The organism is Pseudomonas sp. RIT623, from assembly GCF_004519305.1.
GTDB lineage: Bacteria > Pseudomonadota > Gammaproteobacteria > Pseudomonadales > Pseudomonadaceae > Aquipseudomonas.
In genome coordinates this window covers 1-26,478 of sequence record NZ_SOZA01000041.1, presented here as the reverse complement: position 1 = coordinate 26,478, position 26,478 = coordinate 1, and the positions used below count along the sequence as shown (strand labels likewise).

Sequence of the window (26,478 nt, the reverse complement as noted above, 5' to 3'; positions counted from 1 at the left end):
AAGACAAGGCGGCTATTTTCCAGAGACACAGGTGGATGTCAAAGATTGCCGCGCATTGACAGCCAGGCCCTGACCTACGGTTCACCCAGTCTAGGCTTTCAGTGCAGATTGTCGGGCGCGACCTGATAGAGGCGCAGCGCATGCGCCATTACCCGGCTGAACACAGGCGCGGCCACCCGCCCACCGTAATAGCCATTGCGGGTCGGGTCCTCGATTACCACGACCACCACGAAGCGCGGCGCGCTGGCTGGGGCAAAACCGGCGAAGATCGCCCGATAGGCGTGCCCCGCATAACCACGGGAGCCCACCCTGGACAGCCTTGCCGTGCCGCTTTTACCCCCCACCCGGTAGCCAGGCACCCGCGCCCGGTGGATCCCTCGGCGGTCCTCGACCACCTGTACCAGCATGTCCCTGACCCTGTCGGCAATGCCAGGGCTTAGGGCCTGGGTCATCGCCGGCGGTGCATCGACCCGTAACAGCGAAACCGGCAGCAGTTGGCCGCCGTTGGCCAAAGCGGCGTAGGCCCGGGCCAACTGCACCGCCGTCAGCGAAACACCGTAGCCATAGGCCAAGGTCGCCGTCTCGGCAGGTTGCCAGACCTTGCGCACAGGCAAGGCGCCCGAACGCTCGCCGGGAAACCCTGTGCCGGTCGCTTGGCCCAGCCCTGCACGCCGCAGCAACCCGTGGATCCGCGCCGCACCAATATCGAAAGCAACCGTGCTGATGGCAACGTTGCTCGAACGCACGAGAATCTGCGTCATGTCCAGCACTTCACCAGCGGTTCGCGACGCATCGCGAATCAGATACCGCCCTACCTGCAAGTTGCCGGTCTCGACCTTCACGGTATCGCCCGGCAGCCAGCGGCCACTCTCCAGCGCCGCCGCCACCGCGAAAGGTTTCAGGGTGGACGCAGGCTCGAATACATCGACCAATGCGCGGTTGCGCATCAATGATGGGCGCAAGCGTGTGCGGTTGTTCGGGTTGAACGTCGGCTGGCTGGCCAGCGCCAGCACTTCCCCGCTGCGCGCATCGAGCACCACGACGTTGCCGGCCACGGCGGCATGCTCATCGAGAGCATGGCGCAGCTCGCGGTTGGCGAGGTACTGCAACGGCAGGTCCAGCGACAACGCCAACGCCTGTCCTGGGCTCGCCACCCGGCTGACACCCCGATCCTCGATCACACTGCCACGGCGATCCTTGACCAGCCGACGCCGACCATCGACACCCCGCAAGGTCGCATCGAATGCCAGCTCCATGCCCTCGCTGCCGCGATTGTCCCGATCGGTGACGCCGACCACATGGGCCGCGACCGCCCCCGCCGGGTAGAACCGCCGCGGCTGCTCCACGGTGTGCACGCCCTGGATCTGCTCACGCCGCAACATCTGGACGAGCCTCTGCCCCTGCTCCGGCGACAAACCCCGCCGCAGATAACTGAACGCCCGGTCGCGACGGCTACGCAATGTCGCCGCCAGCAACGGCAGAGGCACATCCAGTGCCTGGGCGATCAGCGGCCACTTGGCTTGCTGCGTCATCAGCACCCTGGCATCGCCCCACACCGTCACCATCGGCGTGCTGACCGCCAGCGGTCGCCCGACCCGGTCCGTGATCAGCCCTCGCGACGCGGCGATCGGCACATGGCGCAGGCTGCGGGCATCGCCCTGCTGGCGAAGAAACGCCGTATCGATAACCTGCAGGTAGACCACCCGGCCACTGACAATCGCCGCCATGAACACCACCAGAAAAACCACCACCCTGAAACGCCAGCGCAGGTTCATTGCGCCAACCAGGCAGGTGCCGGGATATCGAGCAGGCGCAGCAGCCTCGCGTTGACACTGCCAGTGAGCGGCAGCTCGAAGTCCAGTTGCATCAGGTAGATGGCTTGCTGGGTTTGCGCCCCGGCAAGGCCATCGATCTCGCCGCGATAATATTCGCGGGCCTGCAATGCCCCTTGCAGCCTGACCACCAAGGCCGTGCCCAAGGGGGCCGAGCCTTCATGCTCCGGGAGTGCGCGCGCCGAACAGGGTAGCGCAACGCCCAGGACCAGCAGCCAGCACATCCCCAGGCTTGGCAGCGTGCGCCACTTGGTCGAGCACCTGCGTTGGGTCAATAAATCGTCCATTCGACCACCACCCGCCGGTTGCACTGCCGATCCTGCGCGGTCTGCCCATCGCGCTGCGGATAGCGCTCGCCGTAGGCCGAGGTGTCGATCTGCTCGAACAAGGCGCCGTACTTGATCAGGTAATAACTGACCATCTGCGCCCGAGCCTGGGCCAGCACCGCGTTCTGCTCGGGCGAGCCCAGGTCATCCGTATGCCCCTCGATACGCACCTCTGCCATGGGGTGGGCATTCAGGTAACGGCCGACGACCCGCAGTTGGCGTTGCACATCACTGCTCACTTGCGCGCTGTCCGAGCCGAACAACGCCACCAATCCCGCGACATTGTCCTGCTCGTCCGACAATTGCTGGAGTTTCGCAGCCTGCAGCTGATCGGCCTGCGCAAGGTTTACCCACAGCGCGTCGGGGCCGCTGTCGGCATCCACACTGCATCCCGACAACATCAGTGCAAGCAGGACAAGCCAATACATCCGCAAGGCATTCATGGGCCACACGCTCATCAACTGAATGTTCCAAGGTTGGGCCCGCAGCATCAGACGGCACAGGCCACGCAGACACCGAGCCATTGATGGAGCTTCAACAACACGGCGTCCCACAGGCGGCTGAACCAACCCGCCTGTTCAACCGTTTCCATGACCACCAGTGGCTTTTGCGCAATCGTCAGCGCATCGAGTTGAAAGTTGACGACACCTACCACCTGGCCCTTGCGTAGCGGTGCCCGCAAGTAAGGTTCGTTGAGGATGGCGCTGATCTTCACCGCGTCCGCCTTGCCATAAGGGACCGTGATCGCGGGACGCTCGCCGGCGTTAAGCCGCACAGTTCGCGCGGCGCCAAACCAGGCGCGCTTTTCGATGAAGACCTCATTGGCCTTGATCGGCATGGCGGTCTCGAACGCGCGCAGGCCCCATTTCAGCAACTTTTCGGTTTCCTGGAACCTGGCGTGGTCGGAGTCAGCGCCCATCACCACGGCAATCAAGCGACGATTGCCCGAGACCGCGGACGCCACCAAGCTGAATCCTCCCTCCCGCGAGTTGCCGGTTTTCAAACCGTCCACCTGCAGGCTGGTACTCCACAGCAGGCGGTTGCGGTTGTACTGATGCACGCCGTTGAAGGTGAACGCCCGCTCTTTGAAAAGGGCATATTCCTCCGGCAGGTCGTGGATCAGCGCACGGCTGAGCACCGCCATGTCACGTGCGCTGCTGAACTGACCAGGCGCCGCCAAGCCATGCACGGTCTTGAACGTGGTATTGCTCAGCCCTAGCGTCCGGGCGGCCTCGTTCATCAACTTGACGAAGCCGTCCTGGCTCCCGGCGAGGTAGTTGGCCAGTGCGATACAGGCGTCATTGCCGGAGGCGACGACCATGCCTTTGTTCAGCTCGGCCACCGATACCTGGTCACCCCGCTTGAGGAACATCAGCGAAGACCCTTGCAACACCGGATTCCCCGCAGCCCAGGCCTCTGTGCCTACATACACCTTGTCGGTGGCTAGCAGCGCTCCCGACTTCAGGGCCTGACCCAGTAGATAACTGGTCATGATCTTGACCAGGCTGGCCGGCTCCACCGGCGTGTCGGCATTGCCTTCGGTCAGTACCGCGCCGCTGTCGGCATCCATCAATATCCACGCCTGGGCAGCGATACCCGGTGCTCCCGCCCACTCATCGGCACTGGCCCCCGCGACGCCGATAAACACCTGCAACAGCAACAGCCAATAAACCCGCCTGATCTTTTTCATCGCTTTAAATCGCACCACATCAACAACTTGCAATAACACCCGGCCAGCAACTTTGTTCAAAGTTCAGCGCCCGCCAGCAACATTGAAAACATGGTGCAGAGGCGTAGACTATAAATCAACGCGCCATAAAGGATATCTGTTATGAATTCAGTTGATATCGAAAGAATCGACCTCAACTTGTTGCGGGTATTCGTCGCCCTGATCGAAGAAGGCGGTGCCAGCCGCGCGGCGATTCGCCTCGGCGTCACCCAGCCCGCCGTCAGCGCGGCCCTGGGGCGATTGCGCGAGCTGTACGCCGACCCCCTGTTCGAACGCACCGGCAGAGGCTTGCGGCCAACCATGCGCGCCAACGAACTGGCTCCGCTGATCAGCGAGGCGCTCAACCGCTGTCGCCAGGCCCTGGCGTTGTCAGCGGGTGGCAAGGAGGTCAACGGTCGCACGCTGACCATCGGCTTGTCGGACGACAGCGAGATCGCCCTGGGGCAACAGCTACTGCAACGTGTCGAGCAACAGTTGCCGGGCTTGCGGATCATTTTCCGGCAGACCCACAGCGGCCTGGTCCAGGACATGCTCATGCGCCATCAGATCGACATTGCTGTAAGCGCCGGCGGCCTGTCCTCCCCGTTGATCGCCCGCCAGCGCCTGGGCAAAGGCAACTACCTGGGCATTGCCGACGCCAACAACGCCGTGCCGACCAGCGCGCAGGACTATGCCCAGCGTCCGCACTTGCTGGTATCGTCCGCCGGCTACGTCGGCATCGTCGACGAAGGGCTCAATGCCGCAGGCTACAAGCGTCGTATCAGGGCCTCCACCTCACACTTCGCGGCAGTCCCGTTCCTGCTCGTCGACACCGACCTGATCACCACGGTCCCCACCCATGCCGCGCTGGCGCTGGAACGGATCAGCCGCATCCGGACCTTTGCCTGCCCCGTGCCCATGCCGTCCTACGAGCTGGAGATCGGCATGCGCGTGGGCAGCAAGCACGACACGGCTCTGCTGCAGGTCAGGGAACTGATCATCGAACTGGTGGCGGGATCGTTCCGCCTGGGCTGATCGATCCCGCCGCGCAGGCTACGCTGGTGGTGAAGCCATCCGGCAGGCCTCGCCCAACCGCGCAGGAACCTGCCAGGCTGGCTGCGCGTCTATCGCCAGGTCAGTCCTCGCAAGGATTCGCCCATGCCATCACGCCTGACCCACGCCCTGCTGCTGATCCTCGGCATCACCCTGGCCCTGGCCGCCTGCAGCCGCATCGACCTGGCCTACCGCAACCTCGACCGCCTGGTACCCTGGTCGCTGGGCGACTACCTGGACATGAACCGCGAGCAGAAGCGCCTGCTCGACGAACAGCTCAAGGCGCACCTGGCCTGGCACTGCAAGACCCAGTTGCCGGGCTACCTCGACTGGCTCGACCGGGTGCGGTTGATGGTGGCCAGCGACACGGTCACCGACGCAGCCCTGCGCCAGCGCACGGCCGAGGCACGCCAGGCCATCGGTCGGGTCGCCGAGCAGATCACTCCGTCTGCCACCGAGCTGCTGCGCGGCATGAGCGACAAGCAGGTGAGCGAGATGCGCCGGGCGTTCCGCGAGGACATCGAGCAACGGCAAAAGGCCTATGTCGACACGCCCCTGCCCGAGCAGGTCGAGAACCGCGCCAAGCGCATGCAGAAGCGCCTCGAGCCCTGGCTGGGCGAACTGAGCGCCGAACAGCGCCTGCGGGTGATGAGCTGGTCACAGGCGCTGGGCGACCAGAACCGCCAGTGGATCGCCAACAGGGCCCATTGGCAGCAGCAACTGGTGCTGGTGATGGACCAGCGCGCAACGCCCAGCTTCGAGCCACGGCTGGCGCAGTTGCTGCAGCGCAAGGAAAGCCTGTGGACGCCCGAATATCGCCTGGCGTTCCAGAACACCGAGCGCCAGGCGCGCAGCCTGCTGGTGGATTTGCTCAAGCAGAGCAGCCCGGCGCAACGGCAGTTTCTGCAGCAGCGGCTGGGCAAGGTGCGTGCGGACTTCAGCGAACTCAAGTGCCTTAAGGGGTGAGTGGCGACTAGCGGTCTTGCCTTGCGCTGGATGCCACCGGCTTCGCCGGCATCGCGGGGCAAGCCCGCTCCCACGCGCCCTCGCTCACCGGGGCCACCTGCGCCTGATCAACGGCCTTTGCGCCGATACGGGAACACATCTATCACCTTCCCCGCGCGAATCGCCTCCTGCAGCCCCTTCCAGTAATCGGCATCGTACAGCTCGCCATGCAGCCGGCTGAACAGCCGACGCTGGCCGATATCGGCGAACAGGAACGGCGGAAATTCTTCGGGGAACACGTCATGCGGCCCGATCGAATACCACGGCTCGCCGGACATCTCGTCTTCCGGGTAACGCGGCGGCGGGATATGGCGGAAATTGACCTCGGTAAGGAAGCTGATCTCGTCATAGTCGTAGAACACCACCCGGCCATGGCGGGTGACACCGAAGTTCTTCAACAGCATGTCGCCGGGGAAGATATTCGCCGCCGCCAGTTGTTTGATCGCCAGCCCATAATCTTCCAACGCTTCCAGTACCTGGGCCTCGCTGGCCTGCTCGAGGTACAGGTTGAGCGGGGTCATGCGCCGTTCGGTCCAGCAGTGGCGGATCAGCACGCTGTCGTCTTCAAGGGCCACCGTGGATGGCGCGACCTCTAGCAATTCAGCCAGGCAATCGGGGTCGAACTTGCCGCGCGGGAAGCGAAAATCAGCGAACTCCTGGGTATCGGCCATGCGCCCGACACGGTCGACGCTTTTCACCAGGCGGTACTTCTCGATCACCGTGGCGCGGTCTACGGTCTTCGACGGCGAGAAACGGTCCTTGATGATCTTGAACACCGTATTGAAGCCCGGCAGGGTGAACACGCTCATGACCATGCCGCGCACACCCGGGGCCATGACGAAGCGGTCGTCGCTGCTGGCCAGATGGTTGATCAGCGCGCGGTAGAACTCCGACTTGCCATGCTTGTAGAAACCGATGGAGGTATACAGCTCGGCGATGTGCTTGCCCGGCAGCATGCGCTTGAGAAAGTTGACGAACTCCGCCGGTACCGGCACATCGACCATGAAGTAGGAACGGGTGAAGGAGAAGATGATCGACACCTGCGCTTCGTCGGTGATCAAGGTATCGGCCTCGATGCCGTGGCCTTCACGGTGCAGCAGCGGGATCACCAGCGGCCATTGCTCGTCGGGGGTGTACAGGCGGCCGACCAGGTAGGCGCCCTTGTTGCGGTACAGCACCGAGGTGAACAGCTCCACCCTGAGCGTCGGGTCCTTGCAGACCCAGTCGGGCAGGCATTCGCGCAATTGATCCTCCAGGCGCGCGATATCGCCTTCCCGGTCGCCATACGGCACATCGAACGCATAATCGGCGAAGATCGCTCGCAACAAGCCTTTGAGACCGTCCTGCAGCGTATAGGTGCGCGTCTGCGCCGCCCGCTCATGGCCGCGCATCGATGGCCGGGTGGTGTGGATGAACATGCAGCCATCGCTGATCAGGTCATGGCTGAACAGGCTGCAGAACAACGAGTTGTACCAGGTCTCGGACAGCTCGTCGTCCAAGCGAGGGTCGATCAGGCGAATGTAGGCGTTCTTGACCAGCGGCCACTGCTCGACGTCCAGCAACACCGCACTGGCAAAGCGCTGGCGCAGCCAGCCGTTGACCTCGGCGACCTTCTCTTCATACAGGTTGATGCGCGCTGCGGCGGCGTGCTGGATGTCCTGCCAGCGCGCCTGTTCGAAGCGCTCGCGGGCGCCGAGGGTGATACGGCGAAAGTGCTCGCGGTAGTCGTCGAAGCCATCGAGGATCATCCGGGCGATATCGACGGCGGGCCAGGCTGGGGTCATGCGCGTGCCTCTATGCAATGGTCACCGAGAGAGCTTAGTCGGATACGAGCCCTGTGGGAGCCGACTTGCCGGCGATGAAGCCCGTGAGGCAATCGCGGATTCACACAGCAAGAAAGCACAAGAATCCCCCACTCGCCCTGACGTACACTCGCGCCCTGCCCCACCGCCGGAGACCACCGTGAGCCCCATTGCCCTCGCCCGCCTGCTGACCCTTGCCGCTGTCTGGGGCGCCAGCTTCCTGTTCATGCGTATCATCGCCCCCGAACTGGGCACGGTGCCGACCGCTTTCTTTCGCGTGTCGATCGCCTGCCTGGGGCTGATCGCCATCCTCGCCGCCGCTCGCGTGCGCTGGGACTTCGACGGCAAGCTGGGCGCCTGCCTGGTGCTGGGCATGATCAACTCGGGGATCCCGGCCACTTTTTACTCGGTGGCCGCCCAGGTGTTGCCCGCCGGCTACTCGGCGATCTTCAACGCCACCACGCCGCTGATGGGCGTATTGATCGGTGCCTTGTGCTTCCGCGAGGCGATGACCCTGCCCAAGCTCTGCGGTATCTTCCTCGGGCTGTTCGGCGTCGGCATCCTCAGCGGCGCCGGGCCGGTGGCGCTGGACATGGCCCTGGTGCAAGGCGCACTGGCCTGCCTGGCGGCCACCACCTGCTATGGCTTTGCCGGGTTCCTGGCGCGGCGCTGGGTCGGCACCCTGGACAGCCGCCTCTCGGCCCTGGGCAGCATGCTCGGCGCCACCCTGCTGTTGAGCCCGCTGTTCGCCTGGAGCGCATTGAGCCAACCACCGGCCAGCTGGGGTGGCTGGCAAGTATGGTTGTCGCTCTTGGGCCTGGGGCTACTGTGCACGGCATTCGCCTACATCCTGTACTTCCGCCTGCTGAACGAAATCGGGCCAGTCAAGGCCAGCACCGTGACCTTCCTGATCCCGGTGTTTGGCGTGCTGTGGGGGGCGTGGCTGCTGGATGAGCCACTGTCGATGGCCCACTTGTATGGCGGGGTGTTGATCGGCGCGGCGCTGTGGCTGGTACTGCGCCCGGCACGATCATGACGTGGGAGCAGGCTTGCCCCGCGATTGCGTCAGGCCAGGCAACAATACAACCTGGCCGAACGCATCGCGGGGCAAGCCGGCTCCCACCGATTCATCTCAAACCTCAGCCGTGCGCAACGCCGGCTTGCGGAAGACAAACAGCAACCCAACCACGATCAACCCCATTCCCAGCAGGCTCAGCGGCGCCAGGCGGTTGCCGAAGATGATGAAGTCCATCACCGCGGTTACCGCCGGCACCAGGTAGAACAGGCTGGTGACATTGACCAGGTTGCCCCGGGCGATCAGCCGATACAGCAGCAGCGTGGCGAGCAGCGAGACCACCAACCCCATCCACAGCAAGGCGCCGAGGAAGCTCGCACTCCACTCGACATGCAGCGGCTGGAACGGTGCGAACAACGCGCACAGGGCAAAACCTGCGATGTACTGCAGCGGCAAGGTGCCCATGGGGTTGTCGGTGATGCGTTTCTGCAGGATCGAGCCGCAGGTCATGCTGGCCAGCGCCAGCAGGGCGAACAGCATCCCGGCCAGGGACACCCCGCCCAGGTTGATGCTCTGGAAGACCACCAGCACCAGGCCACCCAGCCCAAGCCCCAGGCCGAACAGCCGGCTCCACGAGCGTTGGCGCTCCATCAGCGCCACGGTGAGGATGGGTTGCACGCCCATGACCGTGGCCATTACCCCGGGCGTGACATGGGTGTTCAACGCCAGCAGGTAGAAGATCTGGTAAGCGCCCAGCAGCACGCAACCCGTGCCCAGGGCACGCAGGATGCCACTACGGCTGCGCGGCCAGCGCAGTCCGAGCAGTGGGCCGATCAGCAACAACCCGGCCAGGGCCAGGGCCGAGCGCAGCAGCAGGAAGGCGAAGGGGCTGGCCTGGGCCAGGCCGAGCTTGGAGACGATCGCCCCGCTGCTCCACAGCAGGACGAACAGGCTGGTAGTGGCCGCCGAGGCCACGGATGCTTTGGAAAGGACAGACATGTGTTGCCACCTGTATGGGCAAGTAAAGCCGTACGGGCGGACCTATCGCATGATGAAGGGATAGCCGACCGTGTTCAGTGAGTTGCGCGTGCGGTGGGGATGCGGCCAGCGGCCGATCAGCCCAGCACCACGACTGCGCGAGGAGGCGGAGCTACGCCGCCTACCACGCCACTGACAGGTGGTGGATAGTGACTGATCATGGCCGGCTGCTGGCTGCCACGCACGACAACGCCCGCGACAGGCGCGAGAACGTCAGCAGTGATGGAAGGGATGGCAGGCATGAACAAGTCTTCTGGGAAGAAAGTGCTTTGGAATATAGCGGGGGAATCCTCGCTGGGCAAGCCCACTCCCACATTGGAGCGGACTTGCCTTGCGATGACGCCTCAGAACAACCAGCGATACAGCGCGTAGGCCACCACCACCGCCAGCACTGGCCGCAGAATGCGGTAGGCCTTGGGGTTGGCGCGCTTGAACCGCTTGACCCGGGTGCTGATGACATTGCTGAAGCGCTTGCTCCAGGCATAAGCCTGGTTGATCCCGCCGACGCGCTCGTCATCGGTGTTCTGCGGCGCGGTGGCACGGCCGAGGAAGGCGCTGACCTTACGGTTGATGCGGGTCATCAGCGGGCTGTTGAGCGGGCGTTCGACGTCGCAGAACAGGATCACCCGGGTGACGTCGGTTTCGTTCTTGACCCAGTGCACGAAGGTTTCGTCGAACATCACGTCCTCGCCGTCACGCCAGGCATACGGCTGGCCGTCGACGTAGATGCGGCAGTTGTCCGAGTTCGGCGTCGACAGCCCCAGGTGGTAGCGCAGGGAGCCAGCGAACGGGTCACGGTGCGGGTTGAGATGGCTGCCGCCGGGCAGCAAGGCAAACATCGCGCCCTTGACGTTGGGGATGGCGCTGACCAGCTCGACGGTCTTCGGGCACAGCGCTTCGGCCGAAGGCAGCGGTTTGTCGTACCACTTCAGGTAGAAGCGCTTCCAGCCTTTCTTGAAGAACGAGCCGAAGCCGGCGTCGTTGTCTTTTTCCGCCGCGCGGATGTAGCCCTCGTCGAACAGGCGCATGGCCTCTTCGCGAATCACTTGCCAGTTGTCCTTGAGCACGTCCAGTTCAGGGAAGCGCTGGCGATCCAGATAGGGCTTGGAGGGCACGCCGGAGAACAGGTACATCAGGCTGTTGTAGGGGGCGAACAGCGCCGAATGGTTGACGAACTGGCGCAATACCGGCAGGCGTGCCTTGCCGCGCAGGTGCACGAACAGCACGCTGCCGAAGAACACCAGCAGGACACCCGCCTTGGCGACGAAGGAAAAGGTCATGCAACACTCCTTGGAGGGGAAATCAGGCCATCCCCAGATAGCCGGACATCATAAACCCATCAGGAGCAGCTGCAAGCCAGAAGCTGCAACCGGCAAGCTCAAGCTGATCCGCGTCAATACGGCCATGCCTTCGACTCGCCGCTTGCAGCTTGCCGCTTACTGCTGGTTCTCCTGCTCGCTGAACATATCGCTGAACAGCATGCTCGACAGGTAGCGCTCGCCCGAGTCCGGCAGGATCACCACGATGGTCTTGCCCTGCATCTCAGGCTTCTCGGCCAGGCGTACCGCCGCCGCCATCGCCGCGCCGCAGGAAATACCACAGAGGATGCCCTCCTCCTGCATCAAGCGGATGGCCATGGCCCTGGACTCTTCATCGGTCACCGTCTCGACCTGGTCGACCATGGCCAGATCGAGGTTCTTCGGCACGAAGCCAGCGCCGATGCCCTGGATCTTGTGCGGGCTGGGCTTGAGCTCCTCGCCGGCCAGGGTCTGGCTGATCAGCGGCGAGCTGACCGGCTCGACCGCCACCGACAGGATCGACTTGCCCTGGGTCTGCTTGATGTAGCGCGACACACCGGTGATGGTGCCGCCGGTGCCGACACCGGCCACCAGCACATCCACCGCGCCGTCGGTGTCGTTCCAGATCTCCGGGCCGGTGGTCTTCTCGTGGATGGCCGGGTTGGCCGGGTTGTCGAACTGACCTGGCAAGAAGTACTGCGCAGGGTTGGAGGCGACGATTTCGTTGGCCTTCTCGATCGCACCCTTCATGCCCTTGGCCGGTTCCGTGAGCACCAGCTCAGCGCCCAGCGCCTTGAGCACCTTGCGCCGCTCCAGGCTCATGGACGCCGGCATGGTCAGGATCAGCTTGTAGCCGCGGGCGGCGGCGACGAAGGCCAGGCCGATGCCGGTGTTGCCCGAGGTCGGCTCGACGATGGTCATGCCCGGCTTGAGCTTGCCGCTGCCTTCGGCATCCCAGACCATGTTCGCGCCGATCCGGCATTTCACCGAGTAACCTGGGTTGCGCCCTTCGATCTTGGCCAGGATGGTCACCCCACGCGGGGCGATACGGTTGATCTGCACCAGCGGCGTGTTGCCGATGGAGTGGGCGTTGTCGGCGTAGATACGGCTCATGGCGGCGGTCCTTGAACAGGAAAAATGTGCAGGGAAAACCCTGAGGGTAAGCCTGCAATCGGTCAGCGTAAAGCCCGTTCGAACTCGACGAAACGACCCGCGGTCAACCGCACATGCTCCCGTGGAGAAACCCGATGAAAGCGCGCTACCGCTGGCCACTGCTCGGCTTCGCCAGCCTGCTCGCACTGCTGGTGGCCCTGCACCTGGCCATGCCTTACCTGGTGCGTGACTACCTCAACGACAAGCTGGCAGACATGGGCGACTACCGCGGCCAGGTCCGCGCCGTGGACCTGGCCTGGTGGCGCGGCGCCTACCAGATCAATGGCCTGAAGATCGTCAAGGTCAGCGCCAAGGTGCCAGTGCCACTGCTCGACGCACCGCTGATCGACCTGTCGGTAAGCTGGCATTCGCTGTGGTACGACCGCGCCGTGGTCGCCGAAGTAACCTTCGTTCGCCCCGAACTCAATTTCGTCGACGGCGGTAACAAACAGAACTCTCAGACCGGCCAGGGCACCGACTGGCGCCAACAGCTGGAAAAACTGCTGCCCATTACCCTCAACGACGTACGCATCGAACAAGGCACCCTGGCCTTCCGCAACTTCAATTCCAGCCCGCCAGTGGACCTCAAGGCCACCCGGCTGGACGCAAGCATCCGCAACCTGACCAACGTGCGCGACGAAAAGGGCCGGCGCGACGCCAGCTTCGAAGGAACGGCGCTGCTGCTGGGCGATGCCAAGGTAGAGAGCCGCGCCAGCTTCGACCCCTTCAGCGACTTCGACGACTTCCAGTTCCGCCTGCGCGCCACCGGCATCGAACTGCGCCGGCTCAACGACTTCGCCAGCGCCTACGGCAAGTTCGACTTCAATGCCGGGCATGGCGATGTGGTGATCGAGGCCGAGGCCGAGAACGGCCGGCTCAAGGGCTACATCAAGCCGCTGTTGCGCGATGTCGATGTGTTCAATTGGCAGCAGGACGTGGAAGACAAGGACAAGGGCTTCTTGCGCTCGATATGGGAAGCCGTCGTGGGCGCCACCGAGACCGTGCTCAAGAACCAGCCGAAAAACCAGTTCGCCACCCGCGTGGAACTCAGCGGCAGCGTGCACCAACAGGACATCAGCGCCTTCGAGGCGTTCCTGCAGATCCTGCGCAACGGCTTCATCCAGGCGTTCAACGCACGCTACGAGCAGCCCGCGCCAAAATCCGACTGAGCCCTGGGTGACGGACCATTCAGGGACTGAATACCCGGTCTGCGTTTTCACGCGTCGGGCGTGGCGTTATAGTCGTTGGCACATCAATAAACATGTATTGCCTGGGCCGGCCCTATCGCCGGCAAGCCGGCTCCCACAGGGAGCGGGTCTGCCCGCAATGACGCCAGCCAGCCACCCCAGAGGATCGGTTAATGAAGTTCGAAGGCACCCGCGACTACGTCGCCACAGACGACCTGAAATTGGCGGTCAACGCGGCCATCACCCTGGAGCGCCCGCTGCTGGTCAAGGGCGAGCCGGGCACCGGCAAGACCATGCTCGCCGAGCAACTGGCCGCCTCCTTCGGCGCACGCCTGATCACCTGGCACATCAAGTCCACCACCAAGGCCCACCAGGGCCTGTACGAGTACGACGCGGTCAGCCGCCTGCGCGACTCGCAGCTGGGCGTGGACAAGGTCCACGATGTGCGCAACTACCTGAAGAAGGGCAAGCTGTGGGAAGCCTTCGAAGCCGAAGAGCGAGTGATCCTGCTGATCGACGAAATCGACAAGGCCGACATCGAGTTCCCCAACGACCTGTTGCAGGAACTCGACAAGATGGAGTTCTACGTCTACGAAATCGACGAGACCATCAAGGCCAAGCAGCGCCCGATCATCATCATCACCTCCAACAATGAAAAGGAGCTGCCCGACGCCTTCCTGCGCCGCTGCTTCTTCCACTACATCGCCTTCCCCGACCGCACCACCCTGCAGCAGATCGTCGACGTGCACTACCCGAACATCAGCCAGTCGCTGGTCAGCGAGGCGCTGGACGTGTTCTTCGACGTGCGCAAGGTGCCGGGCCTGAAGAAAAAGCCCTCCACCTCTGAGCTGGTCGATTGGCTCAAGCTGCTGATGGCCGACAACATCGGCGAGGCGGTGCTGCGTGAACGCGACCCAACCAAGGCCATCCCGCCGTTGGCCGGGGCCCTGGTGAAGAACGAACAGGACGTGACGCTGCTCGAGCGCCTGGCCTTCATGAGCCGGCGCGGCAACCGCTGACAGGAGCCGGGCCATGCTGCTCAACCTGTTCAATGAAATGCGCGCGGCCAAGGTGCCGGTGTCGGTGCGCGAACTGCTCGACCTGCACCACGCCCTGCAAAAGGGCGTGGTGTTCGCCGACATGGACGCCTTCTACTATCTCGCCCGCGCCATCCTGGTGAAGGACGAACGGCACTTCGACAAGTTCGACCGGGCGTTCGCCGCCTACTTCAAGGGCCTGGAAAACCTCGACCAGCATATCGAGGCGCTGATCCCCGACGAGTGGCTGCGCAAGGAGTTCGAGCGCTCGCTGAGCGACGAGGAACGCGCGCAGATCCAGTCCCTGGGTGGCCTGGACAAGCTGATCGAGGAATTCAAGAAGCGCCTCGAGGAGCAGAAGGAACGCCATGCCGGCGGCAACAAGTGGATCGGCACCGGTGGCACCAGCCCGTTTGGCTCGGGCGGCTTCAACCCCGAGGGCATCCGCGTCGGCGAGGCCGGCAAGCGCCAGGGCAAGGCGGTGAAGGTCTGGGACCAACGTGAATACAAGAACCTCGACGACCAGGTCGAGCTGGGCACGCGCAACATCAAGCTGGCCCTGCGCCGGCTGCGCAAGTTCGCCCGCGAAGGCGCCGCCGAGGAACTGGACATCGACGGTACCATCGATCACACCGCCCGTGACGCCGGCTTGCTGAACATCCAGATGCGCCCCGAACGGCGCAACACCGTGAAGCTGCTGTTGCTGTTCGATATCGGCGGCTCGATGGACGCCCACGTCAAGGTCTGCGAGGAGCTGTTCTCGGCCTGCAAGACCGAGTTCAAGCACCTGGAGTACTACTACTTCCACAACTTCGTCTACGAGTCGGTGTGGAAGAACAACCTGCGCCGCACCTCGGAGCGCTTCTCCACCTTCGACCTGCTGCATAAGTACGGCGACGACTACAAAGTGATCTTCGTCGGCGACGCGGCCATGGCACCCTACGAGATCACCCAGCCCGGCGGCAGCGTCGAGCACTGGAACGAAGAGGCCGGGTACGTGTGGATGCAGCGCTTCATGGAGAAGTTCAGGAAGATCATCTGGATCAACCCGTACCCCAAACAGGCCTGGGACTACACCGCCTCGACCCACCTGGTGCGCGACCTGATCGAGGACAAGATGTACCCGCTGACCTTGCAGGGGTTGGAGGATGGGATGCGTTACCTGTCCAAGTAGCTAATGCCCTGGGGCCGCTCTGCGGCCCTAAAATCTCAAAGCCAACGCCGACCAAAGGCCTGCTGCTCCCGCCAGGCCTCATCCTGCACCACCGCCCTGAAGCGTACCGACGCGCCCGGCATGCACTGCGCCAACTGCGCCAGCGCCAGCGGTGTCAGCGCCCCCAGCCGTGGATACCCACCAATGGTCTGCCGGTCGTTCAATAGCACGATCGGCTGCCCGTCTGGTGGCACCTGAACAGCGCCAAGCGGGATCCCTTCGGAAATCATCGGCGCGCCCTGGTACACCAGCTGCGGCCCAAGCAGGCGGATGCCCATGCGGTCGGCGCGGCTGTCCAGGGTCCAGTCGCGATTGAACGCCTCGAACAGACTGGTGCCGCTGAAATCGCCGATCTGCGCCCCCATCACCAGGTCCAGCACAGGCTTGTCCGCATACATCGGCCGCAACGTTTCGGGAACGTGGAAGCGGCGGTTCGGCGCCCCGACTTGCCCCGCGATGGCTCCGGCAGCGTGCAGTACCTCCCCTATCACCAACGCCAGGCCCTGGCCGTCTACTCCACCTAGTTCTTCCCGAACCACCGTGGCACAACTCCCCAGCACCGACTCGCCCACGAACCCGCCCGGCACCGCCAGATAGGCACGTACCCCTTGGCGAGGCTGACGCAGCGTCAGCTGCTGGCCCTTGCCGAGGTTGAAGCTGGTCCAGGGCGCCACAGCCTGCCCGTCGACCTGCGCATCCAGGTCGGCCCCGGCCAGTGCCATCACGCAGTCCTGCTCGGCGACCACGCTGAAGCCGCCGAGGGCAATTTCCACCACGGCGCTGTCCAGGGCATTGCCCAGCAGCCAGTTGGCCCAGCGCATGGCCACCCAGTCCAGCGCGCCGCCCTGGGTCACCCCCAAGTGGCGCACACCGAAACGCCCGGCGTCCTGCAACTGGCACAGCGCGGTGCTGGCTTCGACTCTCAACTGACTCATGCCTGGGCCTCCAGCGGGCTGTCGTCACCGCCCAGGTTGATGAATTCGGCATGCCCGACCGCCACGAAGCGCACCCGGTCACCGGGCTGCAGCAGGCTATGGCTATGCGCGAACAGGCGCACTGGGGTGCGGCCAATTAAGTTCCAGCCCCCCGGCGAAACGGCCGGGTACGCTGCAGTCTGACGCTCGGCGATACCGACGCTGCCCGCCGCCACGCGTTTGCGCGGGGTACTCAGGCGCGGCGTGGCCAGGCGTTCGTCGACCAACCCCATGAAGCCGAAGCCGGGCGCGAAGCCCAGGGCGAACACCGGGTAATCACGGCTACCATGCAGGGCAATCACCTCGTCCTCGCTCAGCCCGCTGCGCGCCGCCAGCAGCGGCAACTCGGGCCCGACGCTGGGGTGGTACCACACAGGTATCTCGTGCCGGCGCCCGCCACTGCCGGCATCCGGCTGCAGCCCTTGCAGCGCGCGCTGGATGCGCTGGCGCGCTACGCCCGGTGCCAGGTCGAACTGCACCAACAGCGTGGTATAGGACGGCACCAGGTCGATCAACTGTTGGCCGAAAGCCTCGCGCAAGCGCTGGCTGGCGGCAAGAATCCACGGCATGTTGGCTTCATCGATGGCATCGAACAACCGCACCATCAGGCTGTCGATGGCCACCACCTCGATACGTGGCGTCATGCTTGCTCCAGCGCGTCCAGGGCCTGGCGGATCTGGCGCACGGCGGCTACCGAGCCGTCGTTGTCGCCATGCACGCAGAGGGTGCTGGCGTTCAACCGTACCTCGCTGCCATCGTCGGCCACCAGGGGCTCGCCCTTGGCCAGGCGCAAGGCCTGCTCGACCACCAGCGCCGGGTCGTGATGCACCGCATTGGGCAGACGCCGCGACATCAGGTGGCCGCTGGCGGTGTAGCCACGGTCGGCGAAGGCTTCGAACCACAACGGCACGCCGATCTCGTCACCTAGGGCCTGGGCGGCGCGGTCGTCGGCAGTGGCCATCAGCATCAGCGGCAGGCCGCTGTCGAACGCCGCCACCGCCTCGAGCACGGTACGCAGGATGTCCGGGTTGGCCATCATGTCGTTGTACAGCGCGCCGTGCGGCTTGACGTAGGCGACTCGACCACCCAGCACCTTGCAGATGCCGTCCAGGGCGCCGATCTGGTAGTGCAGCAGGTCGCGGATCTCCTCGCTGCTGCAGGCCATGGAACGACGGCCGAAACCGGCCAGGTCCGGGTAGGCCGGATGCGCGCCTATCGCCACCCGGTGCTCCAGCGCCAGGGCCACGGTGCGGCGCATGGTGCCGGGGTCGCCGGCGTGGTAGCCGCAGGCGATGTTGGCGCAGTCGATGAAAGGCATGACCTTGGCATCCTGGCCCATGCGCCAGTTACCGAAGCTCTCGCCCATGTCGCAGTTGAGCAGCAGGCGTTTCACTTCGCGGACTCCTGTTTCGATGTTCATGCTGCCTACCTTAGCGCGCCTGGAGTTGTTTGCCGCGGGTTTCCGGCAGGCTCAACGCCGCCAGGATCACCACGCCGTAAGACACCGCGGCGAAGGCACCGATACCCAGGCCCAACGGGATCTTTTCACCCAGCAGGCCGATCAGCAGCGGGAACATCGCCGCGATGACCTTGCCGATGTTGTAGCAAAACCCCTGCCCCGAGCCGCGCACGCGGGTGGGGAACAGCTCGGTGAGAAACGACCCCATGCCGCTGAAGATGCCCGAGGCGAAGAAGCCCAGGGGAAAGCCCAGCCACAGCATCACTTGGTCGCTGACCGGCAGTTGGGTGTACAGCAGCACGATGACGAACGAGCCCACGGCGAACAGGATGAAGTTCTTCTTGCGCCCCAGCAGGTCGCAGAGGTAGGCGCTGACCACATAACCGATGTAGGAACCGACGATGACCATGGCCAGGTAGCCGCCGGTGCCCAGCACGCTTAAACCGCGTTCGTTCTTGAGGAAGGTCGGCAACCACGAGGTGATGGCGTAATAGCCCCCCAGCGCACCGGTGGTCAGCAGCGAGGCGCGGATGGTGGTCCAGAGCATGCCCGGGGCGAAGATCTCGTAGAAGTGCGAAGGTGCCTCGGCCTTTTCCACGGCCTTGGCCTGCCGGTAGATTTCCGGGTCCTTGACCAGGCGCCGGACGAAGATCACGAACAACGCCGGCAACAGCCCCAGCAGGAACAGCGCGCGCCAGGCCTGCTCGGCCGGTAGCCAGGTGAACAGCAGCGCATAGAGGATCGCGGTCAGGCCCCAGCCAATGGCCCAGCCCGACTGAACCATGCCCACCGCCTTGCCACGGTCCTGGGCGCGGATCACCTCGCCGATCAGCACCGCGCCGGCAGTCCACTCGCCACCGAAGCCAAAGCCCATCAGGGTACGGGCGATCAGCAATTGCTCGTAGTTCTGGGCGAAGCCGCACAGGAAGGTGAAGAAGGCGAACCACAGCACCGTCAGTTGCAAGGTGCGCACCCGGCCGATGCGGTCGGAGAGAATCCCGGCGATCCAGCCGCCCAGGGCCGAGGCGATCAGGGTGCTGGTGTGGATCAGCCCGGCCTCGGCGGTGGTGATGCCCCACAGCATGATCAGGGTGGGGATGACGAAACTCAGCATCTGCGTGTCCATGCCGTCCAGGCCATAGCCGATCTTGCAGCTCCAGAAGGTGCGGCGTTGCTGGGAGTCGATGTCGCGGTACCAGGCGAAAGGGCCGCTCGAAGAACGGGCGGGGGCCTGCTGCTGCACGCCGGTCGGGTTCATGATTGCCTCGGCTTGTTGGTATTGTTCTATGGGCGACGTCGAGGTCGCGGCCTGGACGCCATGTTCGAAGGCCGATGCCCTGGCCGTCCAACGAGAAAAACCGTCGGTCTGGAACAAGAAAAACTGATCATGAACCTCCGTTTCCTCGAAACCTTCGTCTGGGTCGCCCGGCTCAAGAGCTTCCGCCTCACCGCCGAGAAGCTGTTCACCACCCAGGCTTCGGTCTCCAGCCGCATCGCCGCGCTGGAGGCCGACCTGGGGGTCAAGCTGCTGCTGCGCGATTCGCGCGGGGTCAGCCTGACGCCTGAGGGCGCCAAGGTGCTTGAATACGCGGAGCGCATGCTCGACACCGCCAAGGCCATGAAGCAGTCGCTGGACAGCGACCGGGCCAAGACCGGGCGCATTCGCCTGGGGGTAATGGACACGGTGATCCACACCTGGATGAGCGCGCTGGTGGCGGAACTGGGCGAGCGCTACCCGCAGGTGGAGATCGAGTTGGTGGCCGATACCGCGTTGAACCTGCGCGAGCAGTTGCAGAAGGGTTTTCTCGACGTGATCCTGCAGACCGACCTGCTGCGCGAGCAGTCGATCCGCAGCCAGGACCTGGCGCGCTACCCCATGGGCTGGCTGGTCGCCGCCGGCTCGCCGCAGCACCGCGCCTACGCCGACCTGGCGCAGCTGGCCCGCGAGCGGATCATCACCTTCTCGAAGAACTCACGGCCGCACCAGGAAGTGCTCAGCCTGCTGCAGGGCGCCGGGGCCGAGGCGCCGCGGCTGAACTGCGTGAACTCGGTGGCAGCCATCACTCGTCTGCTGCGCGACGGCTTCGGTATTGGCGCCTTGCCACCGGCGCTGGTGGATGGCGAATTGAGCCGCGGTGAACTGGTGTTGCTCGCCGGCTTGCAACCGCCGCCGAGCCTGGAGCTGGTAGTGGCCTGGCAAACCGGTGTGGCACTGGTGGACGAGGTGGTGGGGGTTTGCCGGCAGGTGCTGGAGCGCTATGCGCGGGATGTGGGTGGGCAACGGATCGTGCTGGTCTGAAAGGCCCTTTCGCCGGCAAGGCCGGCTCCAGGTTGAGCGCGGCCCCTGTAGGAGCCAGCCTTGCTGGCGAACCTAGCGCCAGCTCTCTTTCACCACCTTGCGCCGCCCACCGAGAATCACCCAGCCAATCACCAGCAACAGGCTCTCGACCACGAACGCCAGCACGAACCCGCTGCCAATCCCCCAGCCGATCGCCTCGGGCACCAGCAGGATCCGGTAGCTGTAGCCCTTGAGCGTCTCTTCGCGCAGCGCCGGCTCCGGCTGCACCAGCACATGCCAGGTGCGGCTCACCCACGAGCCTTGCAGGGCCTGCCATTCATGCTCCAGCGCCTGGTTGCGGATCAGCAGGCTGTCGATGCTGTTGGCATCGCTGTTGAACACCGGATCGTCGCTGCCGCGGTAATGCCGCACCAGCGCCTGCAGGTCGCCATTGAAGAAGCGCTGCGCGGTCTGGCGGAAGCCGTCCAGGGCCTGGCGCGACTCGAGCAGGTGCGCCTCGACGCGCTGGCTGTAGTCCTTGACCAGCCCCGGCACCTGGAGACCGGCCAGCAGGCCGAAGGTGAACAACAGCAAACGCAGGTAGCTTCTGAACATGGAGCTTCCTTAGCTCTGGCCGTGGGCGACGCACTCACCATGGCGCCACAGCCCCCATTGACCCGGCTCGTAGCGGTTCCAGGTCTCGTTCTCGGTCAAGGCCTCGGTGGCGATCACCGTGACCACGTCGTTGGGGGTGGTTTGCGTGTGGAAGTCGACGATCAGGTCGACATCCTTCAGCCGCGCCGCGCCAAAGGGTGCGCGGCGGGTGATGTGCACCAGTTTGGTCGAGCAGAAGCAGAACAGCCAGTCGCCGTCGCTGAGCAGGCAGTTGAACACGCCCTTGCCGCGGTACTCGGCGCAGGCCTCGACCAGCACCGGCAACAGCTGCTCGGCTGCCACCGGCTCGGGGAAGGCCTCGCGGATACGATTGAGCAGGTCGCAGAAGGCGGCCTCGCTATCGGTATCGCCTATCGGTCGGTAGAACGTGCGCCGGCCGGCGAAGTCACCCAGCTGGCCGTTGTGCGCGAAACACCAGTTGCGGCCCCACAGCTCGCGCACGAACGGATGGGTGTTGGACAGGCAGACCTTGCCGACGTTGGCCTGGCGGATATGGCCGATGACCACTTCGCTCTTGATCGGGTAGCGCTGCACCAGGTTGGCCACTTCCGACTCGCTGCTCGCCGCCGGGTCCTGGAACAGGCGCAGGCCGCGCCCCTCGTAGAAACCGATGCCCCAGCCATCGCGGTGCGGGCCGGTGCGCCCGCCGCGCTGCATCAGGCCGGTAAAGCTGAAGACGATGTCGGTGGGGACGTTGGCGCTCATGCCCAGTAGTTCGCACATGCTCGCGGCTCCTGGCTTACAGACGTGGTTCGACCCGGCCCTGGCCGGGGCCCGCGCGGCGCACCGGGGTGGCCGGCGGTTCTTCGCGGTAGCGGTCCTGGCGGTTGGCGACCACCGGCGTCTCGACCGTGGCCTGGTCATCGTCCTGCTTTTGGCGCTGGGCGACGGCCTCGCGCTGGGCGCGGCGTTCGCGGGCACGCTTTTCCAGCGGCCAGCGGATCAGCACGAAGACGAAGTACAAGGCAAAGGCGATCATCCCGTACATGGCCAGGTCGGAGGCTGCGCGCCAGGCGTTGTTGCCGACCTTGAAGGCGACATCCAGCGCGGTGATGGCGATGGCCGGGGCGAAACTTTCCTTGACCGGGTCGACGATGGTCGGGGTAAACAGCAGCACGGCGATGATCACCCGCAGCGGCTCGCGCAGCCAGCGCCACATCCAGCCAGTCAGCTTGAAGCCCACCAGCAGGCAGCCCAGGGCGGCAACGGCGTACAGGCCCCAGGCCAGCGTATAGTCGTGTTCGGTCATGGTGTTGGTGCAAGCCAGGCAAAGAGAGGCCTATGATAAACACTTTTACCGGCGCAGGCTGCCCCCGCACCGCAAGGGACCCGCGATGGGGTCCACAATCGATGAGATCACCCATGCCCCTGACCCTTCCCGCCCCTATCGCCCATCAAGCCGACGGCAACGACCCTTATGCCTGGCTGCAGGACCGCGACACGCCCGAGGTGCTGGCCTACCTGGCCGAGGAAAACGCCTACCAGCAAGCCTGCCTGGCCGGCCAGGCGCCGCTGCGCGAGCAACTGTTCGCAGAGATCAAGAGCCGCATCCTCGAGACCGACCTGTCGCTGCCCTCGCCCTGGGGCCCGTACCTTTATTACACCCGCACCACCGCCGGCGACGAGTACCCGCGTCACTACCGCTGCCCGCGCCCGGCCGACGACAGCAATACGGTAGATGAAAGCCGCGAGGAACTGCTGCTCGACCCCAATGCGCTGGCGAACGACGGTTTCCTCTCCCTCGGCGCCTTCAGCATCAGCCCCGACCATCGCCTGCTGGCCTACAGCCTGGATACCAGTGGCGACGAGGTCTACACCCTGTACGTCAAGGAATTGGCCAGCGGCACGCTGACCACCCTGCCCTTCGACGACTGCGATGGCAGCATGACTTGGGCCAATGACAGCCAGACGCTGTTCTTCGCCGAACTGGACGACACTCATCGCCCCTGGCGCCTGCGTCGCCACACCCTGGGCGAGGCTTGCGCCGTCACGGTGTTCGAGGAGCCCGACGGACGCTTCTTCCTGCACTGCTACCGCGCCAGCTCCGAGCGCCAGCTGGTGCTGCTGCTCAACAGCAAGACCACCAGCGAGGCCTGGGTACTCGATGCCGCCACGCCACAGGCTGATTTCACCTGCCTGGCGCCGCGGCTCGAAGGCCACGAGTATTTCCCCGACCACGGCCAGCTCGACGGTCAGTGGCGCTGGTTCGTGCGCAGCAACCAGGCCGGCATCAACTTCGCCCTGTACCACGCGCCGGCCGACAGAGTGCCGACCCGCGAGCAGTGGCAGGTGCTGGTACCGCACCGCGACGACGTTATGCTCGAAGGGCTCAGCCTCAATGCCACGGCGCTATCCCTGAGCCTGCGCGAAGGCGGCCTGCCGATCATCGAGGTGCATCCACAGGGGTTGCCGGCCTACCGCGTCGAGCTGCCGGACGCCGCCTACAGCCTCTACGTGCAGGACAGCCTGGAGTTCGCCAGCACGCGCATCCGCCTGCGCTACGAAGCGCTCAACCGCCCGGCCCAGGTGCGTCAGCTGGAGCTGGCCAGCGGTGAGCAGCAGGTACTCAAGCAAACCCCGGTACTGGGTGCGTTCGACGCCGACGACTACATCAGCCAGCGCCTGTGGGCAGTGGCCAAGGACGGCACCCGGGTGCCGATCAGCCTGGTGCGCCGCCGCGCCGACGAGGGCAAGTGCGTACCGTTGTACCTCTACGGCTACGGCGCCTACGGCGAAAGCCTCGACCCGTGGTTTTCCCATGCCCGTCTCAGCCTGCTGGAGCGCGGCGTGGCCTTCGCCATCGCCCATGTGCGCGGTGGCGGCGAGCTGGGTGAAGCCTGGTACCGGGCCGGCAAGCAGGAACACAAGCACAACAGCTTCGACGACTTCATCGCCTGCGCCGAACACCTGATCGCCGAAGGCGTGACCAGCCGCGAACGCCTGGCCATCAGTGGCGGCAGTGCCGGCGGCCTGCTGATGGGCGCGGTGCTCAACCTGCGCCCGGAACTGTTCCGTTGCGCCATCGCCGAAGTGCCGTTCGTCGATGTGCTCAACACCATGCTCGACCCCGAGCTGCCGCTGACCGTTACCGAGTACGACGAATGGGGTAACCCGGAAGACCCCGAGGTGTATGCGCGGATCAAGGCCTACGCGCCGTACGAGAACGTCAGGGCCCAGGCCTACCCGGCCATGCTGGTGATCGCTGGCTACAACGACAGCCGAGTGCAGTACTGGGAGGCGGCCAAGTGGGTGGCGCGCCTGCGCACGCGCAAGACCGACGCCAACCTGCTGCTGCTCAAGACCGAGATGGGCGCAGGCCACGGCGGCATGAGCGGCCGCTACCAGGGGCTGCGCGACGTGGCGTTGGAGTATGCGTTCGTCTTCAATGAGCTGGGCGTGGCGTAAAACGCGAATTTCGTTGTCTCACAAGCGCCACGGCCACTGATTGTGCGCACGCGGCGCTTTCCAGACATGCGAAGAAGAACAACACATGCCCGACACCCAGCACCTGAACGCCGAAATCCGCGACATGCTCATGGACTGCGGTCTGTTCGACACCCTGCAGCCCAGCGACTTCGTCACCGCCGCCGGCTATTTCAGCCTCACCGCCGTGAGCGAAGGCCAGACCCTGTTCAGCGAAGGCGACGCCGGTACCTTCATGTGCATCCTCCACCGTGGCGTGGTCTCGGTGCGCAAGACCGACGGCAACGGCACCAAGGTGGAAATCGCCACCCTGCGCAAGGGCCGTGCCTTCGGCGAGATGGCCGTGCTCGACGGCGAGCGCCGCTCGGCCACCTGCGTGGCCGCCAGCGACTGTCAGTTGCTGACCCTGGGCAAGGACTCGCTGGAGAAGATGCTCGCCGACGCGCCGCGTATTGCCGCCCGTATCATTCGCGCCCTGGCCGTGGCGCTCTCCAGGCGCCTGCGCATGCAGGACGGCCAGCGCCTGTCGCAACAGGTTTAGTCGGCCTTGGGCGCAGGCTTCGGCGGCGCCGGCTGCAGGCCCGGCAACGGCTGGTCCTTGGGTGGCCCCGGCACCGGCATCGCTGGCAGCAACGGCGCACCGGGCCGGTTGGCACCGGCCTTGGGCGGCGTGCTGGGGGTTATCTGCGGGTACGGCGTGGGCGTCGGCGTGCCGGGGGCACCGGGCACCGGGGTGAGCGGGCGCTGTTGCTGGCCGGCAGCATCGGCCAGCGGAGCCGCGGCCAGCAGCACGGCGGCGAGGATCGCATGCAGCATCGGCAACCTCCTGTCAGAAACCTTCCTACAGGCTACGCCTAACCGCGCATTTTCGCCTGTCCGCCCGCCCTGCAGGCACGCTAGACTCAACGGCATAACCGTCACTCAGCCTGATCAGAAAAAGGTAACACCATGAGCTCCACCCCCGACGCCACCGCCCGCCTCGACCGTATCCTCGCCGACGCCAAGCGCGACAAGGAAATGGGCTACCGCGACAAGGCGCTGAAGATGTATCCCCACGTCTGTGGCCGCTGCACCCGTGAGTTCTCTGGCAAGCGCCTGTCGGAACTGACCGTGCACCACCGTGACCACAACCACGACAACAACCCGCAGGACGGCTCCAACTGGGAGCTGCTGTGTCTGTACTGCCACGACAACGAGCACGCCCGCTACACCGACCAGCAGTATTTCAGCGAAGGCTCGTTGAGCACGCCGAAGGTCGCCGTGGCCACCCACAACCCGTTCGCCGGCCTGGCCGCGCTGATGAACAAGGACTGACCGTCGATTGCCGCCCCCGGCGTGTCGGCAAGCCCGTATAATCGCGCTTTTTTTGCGAAGGGCCCCGACACGTGGCGAATAAACGGTACAGCTGCATCGGCCTGTTCAACCCCAAATCGGCCGAGAACGTCGGCTCGGTGATGCGCGCGGCAGGCTGTTATGGCGTCAACTCGGTGTTCTACACCGGCAAGCGCTATGAGCGCGCCCGCGATTTCGTCACCGATACCAAGCGGGTGCACTACGACATCCCGCTGATCGGCATCGACGACCTGCAACGCATCATTCCGTTGGGCTGCACGCCGGTGGCGGTGGAGCTGGTGGACGGTGCGCGCGCCCTGCCCGAATACACCCACCCGGACCGGGCGATCTATATCTTCGGGCCTGAGGATGGCTCGTTGAGCGAGGACGTACGTGGTTGGTGCGAAGAGACTATCTATATCCCGACCCAGGGTTGCATGAACCTCGCGGCGACGGTCAACGTGGTGCTGTATGACCGCATGGCCAAGGGGCTCAATACCCGCTCGGGGCCGAAATTCAAGTAGGCCGGTCCGGCCCCTTCGCCGGCAAGGCCGGCTCCTACAGGCGCCATGCGCGCTCCTGCACCACCTGGAACTGCTCGGTTGCCGTTGCCGTTGCCGTTGCCGTTGCCGTTGCCGAACGAGAGGCTAGCGCCATAGCCCACGTGCGAC

General features: G+C 64.9%; 27 protein-coding genes. 11 read left to right on the top strand and 16 right to left on the bottom strand.

Features of this window, described 5'->3' with window-relative positions:
- Positions 1 to 98: 98 nt before the first annotated feature.
- From E3U47_RS21285 to E3U47_RS21270, 4 genes are all read right to left on the bottom strand, one after another.
- Positions 99 to 1,775: a penicillin-binding protein 2 gene (locus E3U47_RS21285; RefSeq protein WP_134693580.1), complete on the bottom strand. Its 1,677-nt coding sequence runs from the start codon at positions 1,773 to 1,775 to the stop codon at positions 99 to 101.
- A complete protein-coding gene (locus E3U47_RS21280) occupies positions 1,772 to 2,107 on the bottom strand; it encodes a peptidoglycan-binding protein (RefSeq protein WP_167659517.1) in 336 nt (111 codons plus the stop codon). The genes E3U47_RS21285 and E3U47_RS21280 overlap by 4 nt, the downstream gene beginning before the upstream one ends.
- Entirely contained in the window at positions 2,104 to 2,541 is a 438-nt protein-coding gene (locus E3U47_RS21275) for an OmpA family protein (RefSeq protein ID WP_167659516.1), read from the bottom strand. Before E3U47_RS21275 ends, E3U47_RS21280 begins: the two co-directional genes overlap by 4 nt.
- Positions 2,542 to 2,648: 107 nt before the next feature.
- Positions 2,649 to 3,908 carry a serine hydrolase gene (locus E3U47_RS21270; protein ID WP_218568164.1) on the bottom strand — a complete coding sequence of 420 codons (1,260 nt, stop codon included), beginning with the start codon at positions 3,906 to 3,908 and terminating at the stop codon, positions 2,649 to 2,651.
- Positions 3,909 to 3,989: 81 nt separating this feature from the next.
- Between E3U47_RS21270 and E3U47_RS21265 the strand changes: the two genes are divergently transcribed.
- Positions 3,990 to 4,901, top strand: coding sequence for a LysR family transcriptional regulator (locus tag E3U47_RS21265; RefSeq protein ID WP_134693577.1), 912 nt, complete (start codon positions 3,990 to 3,992; stop codon positions 4,899 to 4,901).
- A 123-nt stretch (positions 4,902 to 5,024) separates the two neighbouring features.
- The gene (locus E3U47_RS21260; protein ID WP_134693576.1) at positions 5,025 to 5,885 is read left to right on the top strand and encodes a DUF6279 family lipoprotein; all 861 of its coding nucleotides are present in this window, start codon (positions 5,025 to 5,027) and stop codon (positions 5,883 to 5,885) included.
- Between the two features lie 107 nt (positions 5,886 to 5,992).
- Here E3U47_RS21260 and aceK read toward each other — a convergent pair whose 3' ends face one another.
- On the bottom strand, positions 5,993 to 7,708 hold the full coding sequence (gene aceK / locus E3U47_RS21250) for a bifunctional isocitrate dehydrogenase kinase/phosphatase (RefSeq protein WP_134693574.1): 1,716 nt from the start codon (positions 7,706 to 7,708) through the stop codon (positions 5,993 to 5,995).
- A gap of 178 nt (positions 7,709 to 7,886) precedes the next feature.
- Here aceK and E3U47_RS21245 point away from each other — a divergent pair, with 178 nt between their 5' ends.
- Positions 7,887 to 8,762 carry a DMT family transporter gene (locus E3U47_RS21245; RefSeq protein ID WP_134693573.1) on the top strand — a complete coding sequence of 292 codons (876 nt, stop codon included), beginning with the start codon at positions 7,887 to 7,889 and terminating at the stop codon, positions 8,760 to 8,762.
- A 96-nt stretch (positions 8,763 to 8,858) separates the two neighbouring features.
- On the opposite strand, the gene E3U47_RS21240 is transcribed toward E3U47_RS21245, so the two are convergent.
- From E3U47_RS21240 to cysK, 3 genes are all read right to left on the bottom strand, one after another.
- A complete protein-coding gene (locus E3U47_RS21240) occupies positions 8,859 to 9,740 on the bottom strand; it encodes a DMT family transporter (RefSeq protein ID WP_134693572.1) in 882 nt (293 codons plus the stop codon).
- 383 nt (positions 9,741 to 10,123) lie between these two features.
- Complete coding sequence (locus tag E3U47_RS21235) at positions 10,124 to 11,059, bottom strand: aspartyl/asparaginyl beta-hydroxylase domain-containing protein (protein ID WP_134693571.1); 936 nt, start codon at positions 11,057 to 11,059, stop codon at positions 10,124 to 10,126.
- Between the two features lie 156 nt (positions 11,060 to 11,215).
- Positions 11,216 to 12,190, bottom strand: a complete 975-nt coding sequence (gene cysK, locus E3U47_RS21230) for a cysteine synthase A (protein WP_134693570.1) — start codon at positions 12,188 to 12,190, stop codon at positions 11,216 to 11,218.
- Between the two features lie 134 nt (positions 12,191 to 12,324).
- Between cysK and E3U47_RS21225 the strand changes: the two genes are divergently transcribed.
- The 3 genes from E3U47_RS21225 (at position 12,325) to E3U47_RS21215 (ending at position 15,627) form a co-directional block, all read left to right on the top strand.
- Positions 12,325 to 13,398 carry a DUF748 domain-containing protein gene (locus tag E3U47_RS21225; protein ID WP_134693569.1) on the top strand — a complete coding sequence of 358 codons (1,074 nt, stop codon included), beginning with the start codon at positions 12,325 to 12,327 and terminating at the stop codon, positions 13,396 to 13,398.
- Between the two features lie 191 nt (positions 13,399 to 13,589).
- Positions 13,590 to 14,435 carry a MoxR family ATPase gene (locus tag E3U47_RS21220; RefSeq protein WP_134693568.1) on the top strand — a complete coding sequence of 282 codons (846 nt, stop codon included), beginning with the start codon at positions 13,590 to 13,592 and terminating at the stop codon, positions 14,433 to 14,435.
- 13 nt (positions 14,436 to 14,448) lie between these two features.
- Complete coding sequence (locus tag E3U47_RS21215; RefSeq protein ID WP_134693567.1) at positions 14,449 to 15,627, top strand: VWA domain-containing protein; 1,179 nt, start codon at positions 14,449 to 14,451, stop codon at positions 15,625 to 15,627.
- 35 nt (positions 15,628 to 15,662) lie between these two features.
- On the opposite strand, the gene E3U47_RS21210 is transcribed toward E3U47_RS21215, so the two are convergent.
- Genes E3U47_RS21210 through E3U47_RS21195 form a run of 4 tightly spaced genes read right to left on the bottom strand, consistent with a single transcriptional unit; the run spans position 15,663 to position 19,357 of the window.
- Positions 15,663 to 16,601: a biotin-dependent carboxyltransferase family protein gene (locus E3U47_RS21210; RefSeq protein WP_134693566.1), complete on the bottom strand. Its 939-nt coding sequence runs from the start codon at positions 16,599 to 16,601 to the stop codon at positions 15,663 to 15,665.
- Positions 16,598 to 17,284 carry a 5-oxoprolinase subunit PxpB gene (gene pxpB / locus E3U47_RS21205; protein ID WP_134693565.1) on the bottom strand — a complete coding sequence of 229 codons (687 nt, stop codon included), beginning with the start codon at positions 17,282 to 17,284 and terminating at the stop codon, positions 16,598 to 16,600. The genes E3U47_RS21210 and pxpB overlap by 4 nt, the downstream gene beginning before the upstream one ends.
- Positions 17,281 to 18,060, bottom strand: coding sequence for a 5-oxoprolinase subunit PxpA (locus tag E3U47_RS21200; protein ID WP_134693564.1), 780 nt, complete (start codon positions 18,058 to 18,060; stop codon positions 17,281 to 17,283). Before E3U47_RS21200 ends, pxpB begins: the two co-directional genes overlap by 4 nt.
- A gap of 10 nt (positions 18,061 to 18,070) precedes the next feature.
- The gene (locus E3U47_RS21195) at positions 18,071 to 19,357 is read right to left on the bottom strand and encodes an MFS transporter (RefSeq protein WP_134693563.1); all 1,287 of its coding nucleotides are present in this window, start codon (positions 19,355 to 19,357) and stop codon (positions 18,071 to 18,073) included.
- 129 nt (positions 19,358 to 19,486) lie between these two features.
- Between E3U47_RS21195 and E3U47_RS21190 the strand changes: the two genes are divergently transcribed.
- A complete protein-coding gene (locus E3U47_RS21190; protein ID WP_134693562.1) occupies positions 19,487 to 20,398 on the top strand; it encodes a LysR family transcriptional regulator in 912 nt (303 codons plus the stop codon).
- 72 nt (positions 20,399 to 20,470) lie between these two features.
- Here the strand turns inward: E3U47_RS21190 and E3U47_RS21185 are convergent, their stop codons facing one another.
- The 3 genes from E3U47_RS21185 to E3U47_RS21175 are packed head-to-tail and all read right to left on the bottom strand — an operon-like array spanning position 20,471 to position 22,301.
- Positions 20,471 to 20,992, bottom strand: coding sequence for a DUF2937 family protein (locus E3U47_RS21185; RefSeq protein WP_134693561.1), 522 nt, complete (start codon positions 20,990 to 20,992; stop codon positions 20,471 to 20,473).
- A 9-nt stretch (positions 20,993 to 21,001) separates the two neighbouring features.
- Positions 21,002 to 21,775: a class II glutamine amidotransferase gene (locus E3U47_RS21180; protein WP_134693560.1), complete on the bottom strand. Its 774-nt coding sequence runs from the start codon at positions 21,773 to 21,775 to the stop codon at positions 21,002 to 21,004.
- 16 nt (positions 21,776 to 21,791) lie between these two features.
- Positions 21,792 to 22,301 carry an MFS transporter gene (locus E3U47_RS21175; RefSeq protein ID WP_134693559.1) on the bottom strand — a complete coding sequence of 170 codons (510 nt, stop codon included), beginning with the start codon at positions 22,299 to 22,301 and terminating at the stop codon, positions 21,792 to 21,794.
- A 113-nt stretch (positions 22,302 to 22,414) separates the two neighbouring features.
- Here E3U47_RS21175 and E3U47_RS21170 point away from each other — a divergent pair, with 113 nt between their 5' ends.
- Positions 22,415 to 24,457 carry a S9 family peptidase gene (locus E3U47_RS21170; protein ID WP_134693558.1) on the top strand — a complete coding sequence of 681 codons (2,043 nt, stop codon included), beginning with the start codon at positions 22,415 to 22,417 and terminating at the stop codon, positions 24,455 to 24,457.
- Positions 24,458 to 24,542: 85 nt separating this feature from the next.
- A complete protein-coding gene (locus tag E3U47_RS21165; protein ID WP_134693557.1) occupies positions 24,543 to 25,016 on the top strand; it encodes a cyclic nucleotide-binding domain-containing protein in 474 nt (157 codons plus the stop codon).
- Here E3U47_RS21165 and E3U47_RS21160 read toward each other — a convergent pair.
- The gene (locus E3U47_RS21160; RefSeq protein ID WP_134693556.1) at positions 25,013 to 25,291 is read right to left on the bottom strand and encodes a hypothetical protein; all 279 of its coding nucleotides are present in this window, start codon (positions 25,289 to 25,291) and stop codon (positions 25,013 to 25,015) included. The two genes, E3U47_RS21165 and E3U47_RS21160, sit on opposite strands and share 4 nt — an antisense overlap.
- A gap of 132 nt (positions 25,292 to 25,423) precedes the next feature.
- Here E3U47_RS21160 and E3U47_RS21155 point away from each other — a divergent pair, with 132 nt between their 5' ends.
- Both E3U47_RS21155 and E3U47_RS21150 read left to right on the top strand, forming a co-directional pair.
- Positions 25,424 to 25,789, top strand: a complete 366-nt coding sequence (locus E3U47_RS21155) for a YajD family HNH nuclease (RefSeq protein WP_134693555.1) — start codon at positions 25,424 to 25,426, stop codon at positions 25,787 to 25,789.
- Positions 25,790 to 25,860: 71 nt separating this feature from the next.
- Positions 25,861 to 26,331 (top strand): RNA methyltransferase, encoded by a 471-nt coding sequence (locus tag E3U47_RS21150; RefSeq protein ID WP_023632487.1) that lies wholly within the window; start codon positions 25,861 to 25,863, stop codon positions 26,329 to 26,331.
- Positions 26,332 to 26,478: the final 147 nt, after the last annotated feature.

What these genes read in the sequence shown, in the direction of transcription:
- E3U47_RS21285 (WP_134693580.1), bottom strand. Translation starts at nt 1,775, where the DNA reads ATGAACCTGCGCTGGCGTTTCAGGGTGGTGGTTTTTCTGGTGGTGTTC.
- E3U47_RS21265 (WP_134693577.1), top strand. Translation starts at nt 3,990, where the DNA reads ATGAATTCAGTTGATATCGAAAGAATCGACCTCAACTTGTTGCGGGTA.
- E3U47_RS21260 (WP_134693576.1), top strand. Translation starts at nt 5,025, where the DNA reads ATGCCATCACGCCTGACCCACGCCCTGCTGCTGATCCTCGGCATCACC.
- aceK (WP_134693574.1), bottom strand. Translation starts at nt 7,708, where the DNA reads ATGACCCCAGCCTGGCCCGCCGTCGATATCGCCCGGATGATCCTCGAT.
- E3U47_RS21240 (WP_134693572.1), bottom strand. Translation starts at nt 9,740, where the DNA reads ATGTCTGTCCTTTCCAAAGCATCCGTGGCCTCGGCGGCCACTACCAGC.
- E3U47_RS21235 (WP_134693571.1), bottom strand. Translation starts at nt 11,059, where the DNA reads ATGACCTTTTCCTTCGTCGCCAAGGCGGGTGTCCTGCTGGTGTTCTTC.
- cysK (WP_134693570.1), bottom strand. Translation starts at nt 12,190, where the DNA reads ATGAGCCGTATCTACGCCGACAACGCCCACTCCATCGGCAACACGCCG.
- E3U47_RS21225 (WP_134693569.1), top strand. Translation starts at nt 12,325, where the DNA reads ATGAAAGCGCGCTACCGCTGGCCACTGCTCGGCTTCGCCAGCCTGCTC.
- E3U47_RS21220 (WP_134693568.1), top strand. Translation starts at nt 13,590, where the DNA reads ATGAAGTTCGAAGGCACCCGCGACTACGTCGCCACAGACGACCTGAAA.
- E3U47_RS21215 (WP_134693567.1), top strand. Translation starts at nt 14,449, where the DNA reads ATGCTGCTCAACCTGTTCAATGAAATGCGCGCGGCCAAGGTGCCGGTG.
- E3U47_RS21210 (WP_134693566.1), bottom strand. Translation starts at nt 16,601, where the DNA reads ATGAGTCAGTTGAGAGTCGAAGCCAGCACCGCGCTGTGCCAGTTGCAG.
- pxpB (WP_134693565.1), bottom strand. Translation starts at nt 17,284, where the DNA reads ATGACGCCACGTATCGAGGTGGTGGCCATCGACAGCCTGATGGTGCGG.
- E3U47_RS21200 (WP_134693564.1), bottom strand. Translation starts at nt 18,060, where the DNA reads ATGAACATCGAAACAGGAGTCCGCGAAGTGAAACGCCTGCTGCTCAAC.
- E3U47_RS21195 (WP_134693563.1), bottom strand. Translation starts at nt 19,357, where the DNA reads ATGAACCCGACCGGCGTGCAGCAGCAGGCCCCCGCCCGTTCTTCGAGC.
- E3U47_RS21190 (WP_134693562.1), top strand. Translation starts at nt 19,487, where the DNA reads ATGAACCTCCGTTTCCTCGAAACCTTCGTCTGGGTCGCCCGGCTCAAG.
- E3U47_RS21185 (WP_134693561.1), bottom strand. Translation starts at nt 20,992, where the DNA reads ATGTTCAGAAGCTACCTGCGTTTGCTGTTGTTCACCTTCGGCCTGCTG.
- E3U47_RS21180 (WP_134693560.1), bottom strand. Translation starts at nt 21,775, where the DNA reads ATGTGCGAACTACTGGGCATGAGCGCCAACGTCCCCACCGACATCGTC.
- E3U47_RS21175 (WP_134693559.1), bottom strand. Translation starts at nt 22,301, where the DNA reads ATGACCGAACACGACTATACGCTGGCCTGGGGCCTGTACGCCGTTGCC.
- E3U47_RS21170 (WP_134693558.1), top strand. Translation starts at nt 22,415, where the DNA reads ATGCCCCTGACCCTTCCCGCCCCTATCGCCCATCAAGCCGACGGCAAC.
- E3U47_RS21165 (WP_134693557.1), top strand. Translation starts at nt 24,543, where the DNA reads ATGCCCGACACCCAGCACCTGAACGCCGAAATCCGCGACATGCTCATG.
- E3U47_RS21160 (WP_134693556.1), bottom strand. Translation starts at nt 25,291, where the DNA reads ATGCTGCATGCGATCCTCGCCGCCGTGCTGCTGGCCGCGGCTCCGCTG.
- E3U47_RS21155 (WP_134693555.1), top strand. Translation starts at nt 25,424, where the DNA reads ATGAGCTCCACCCCCGACGCCACCGCCCGCCTCGACCGTATCCTCGCC.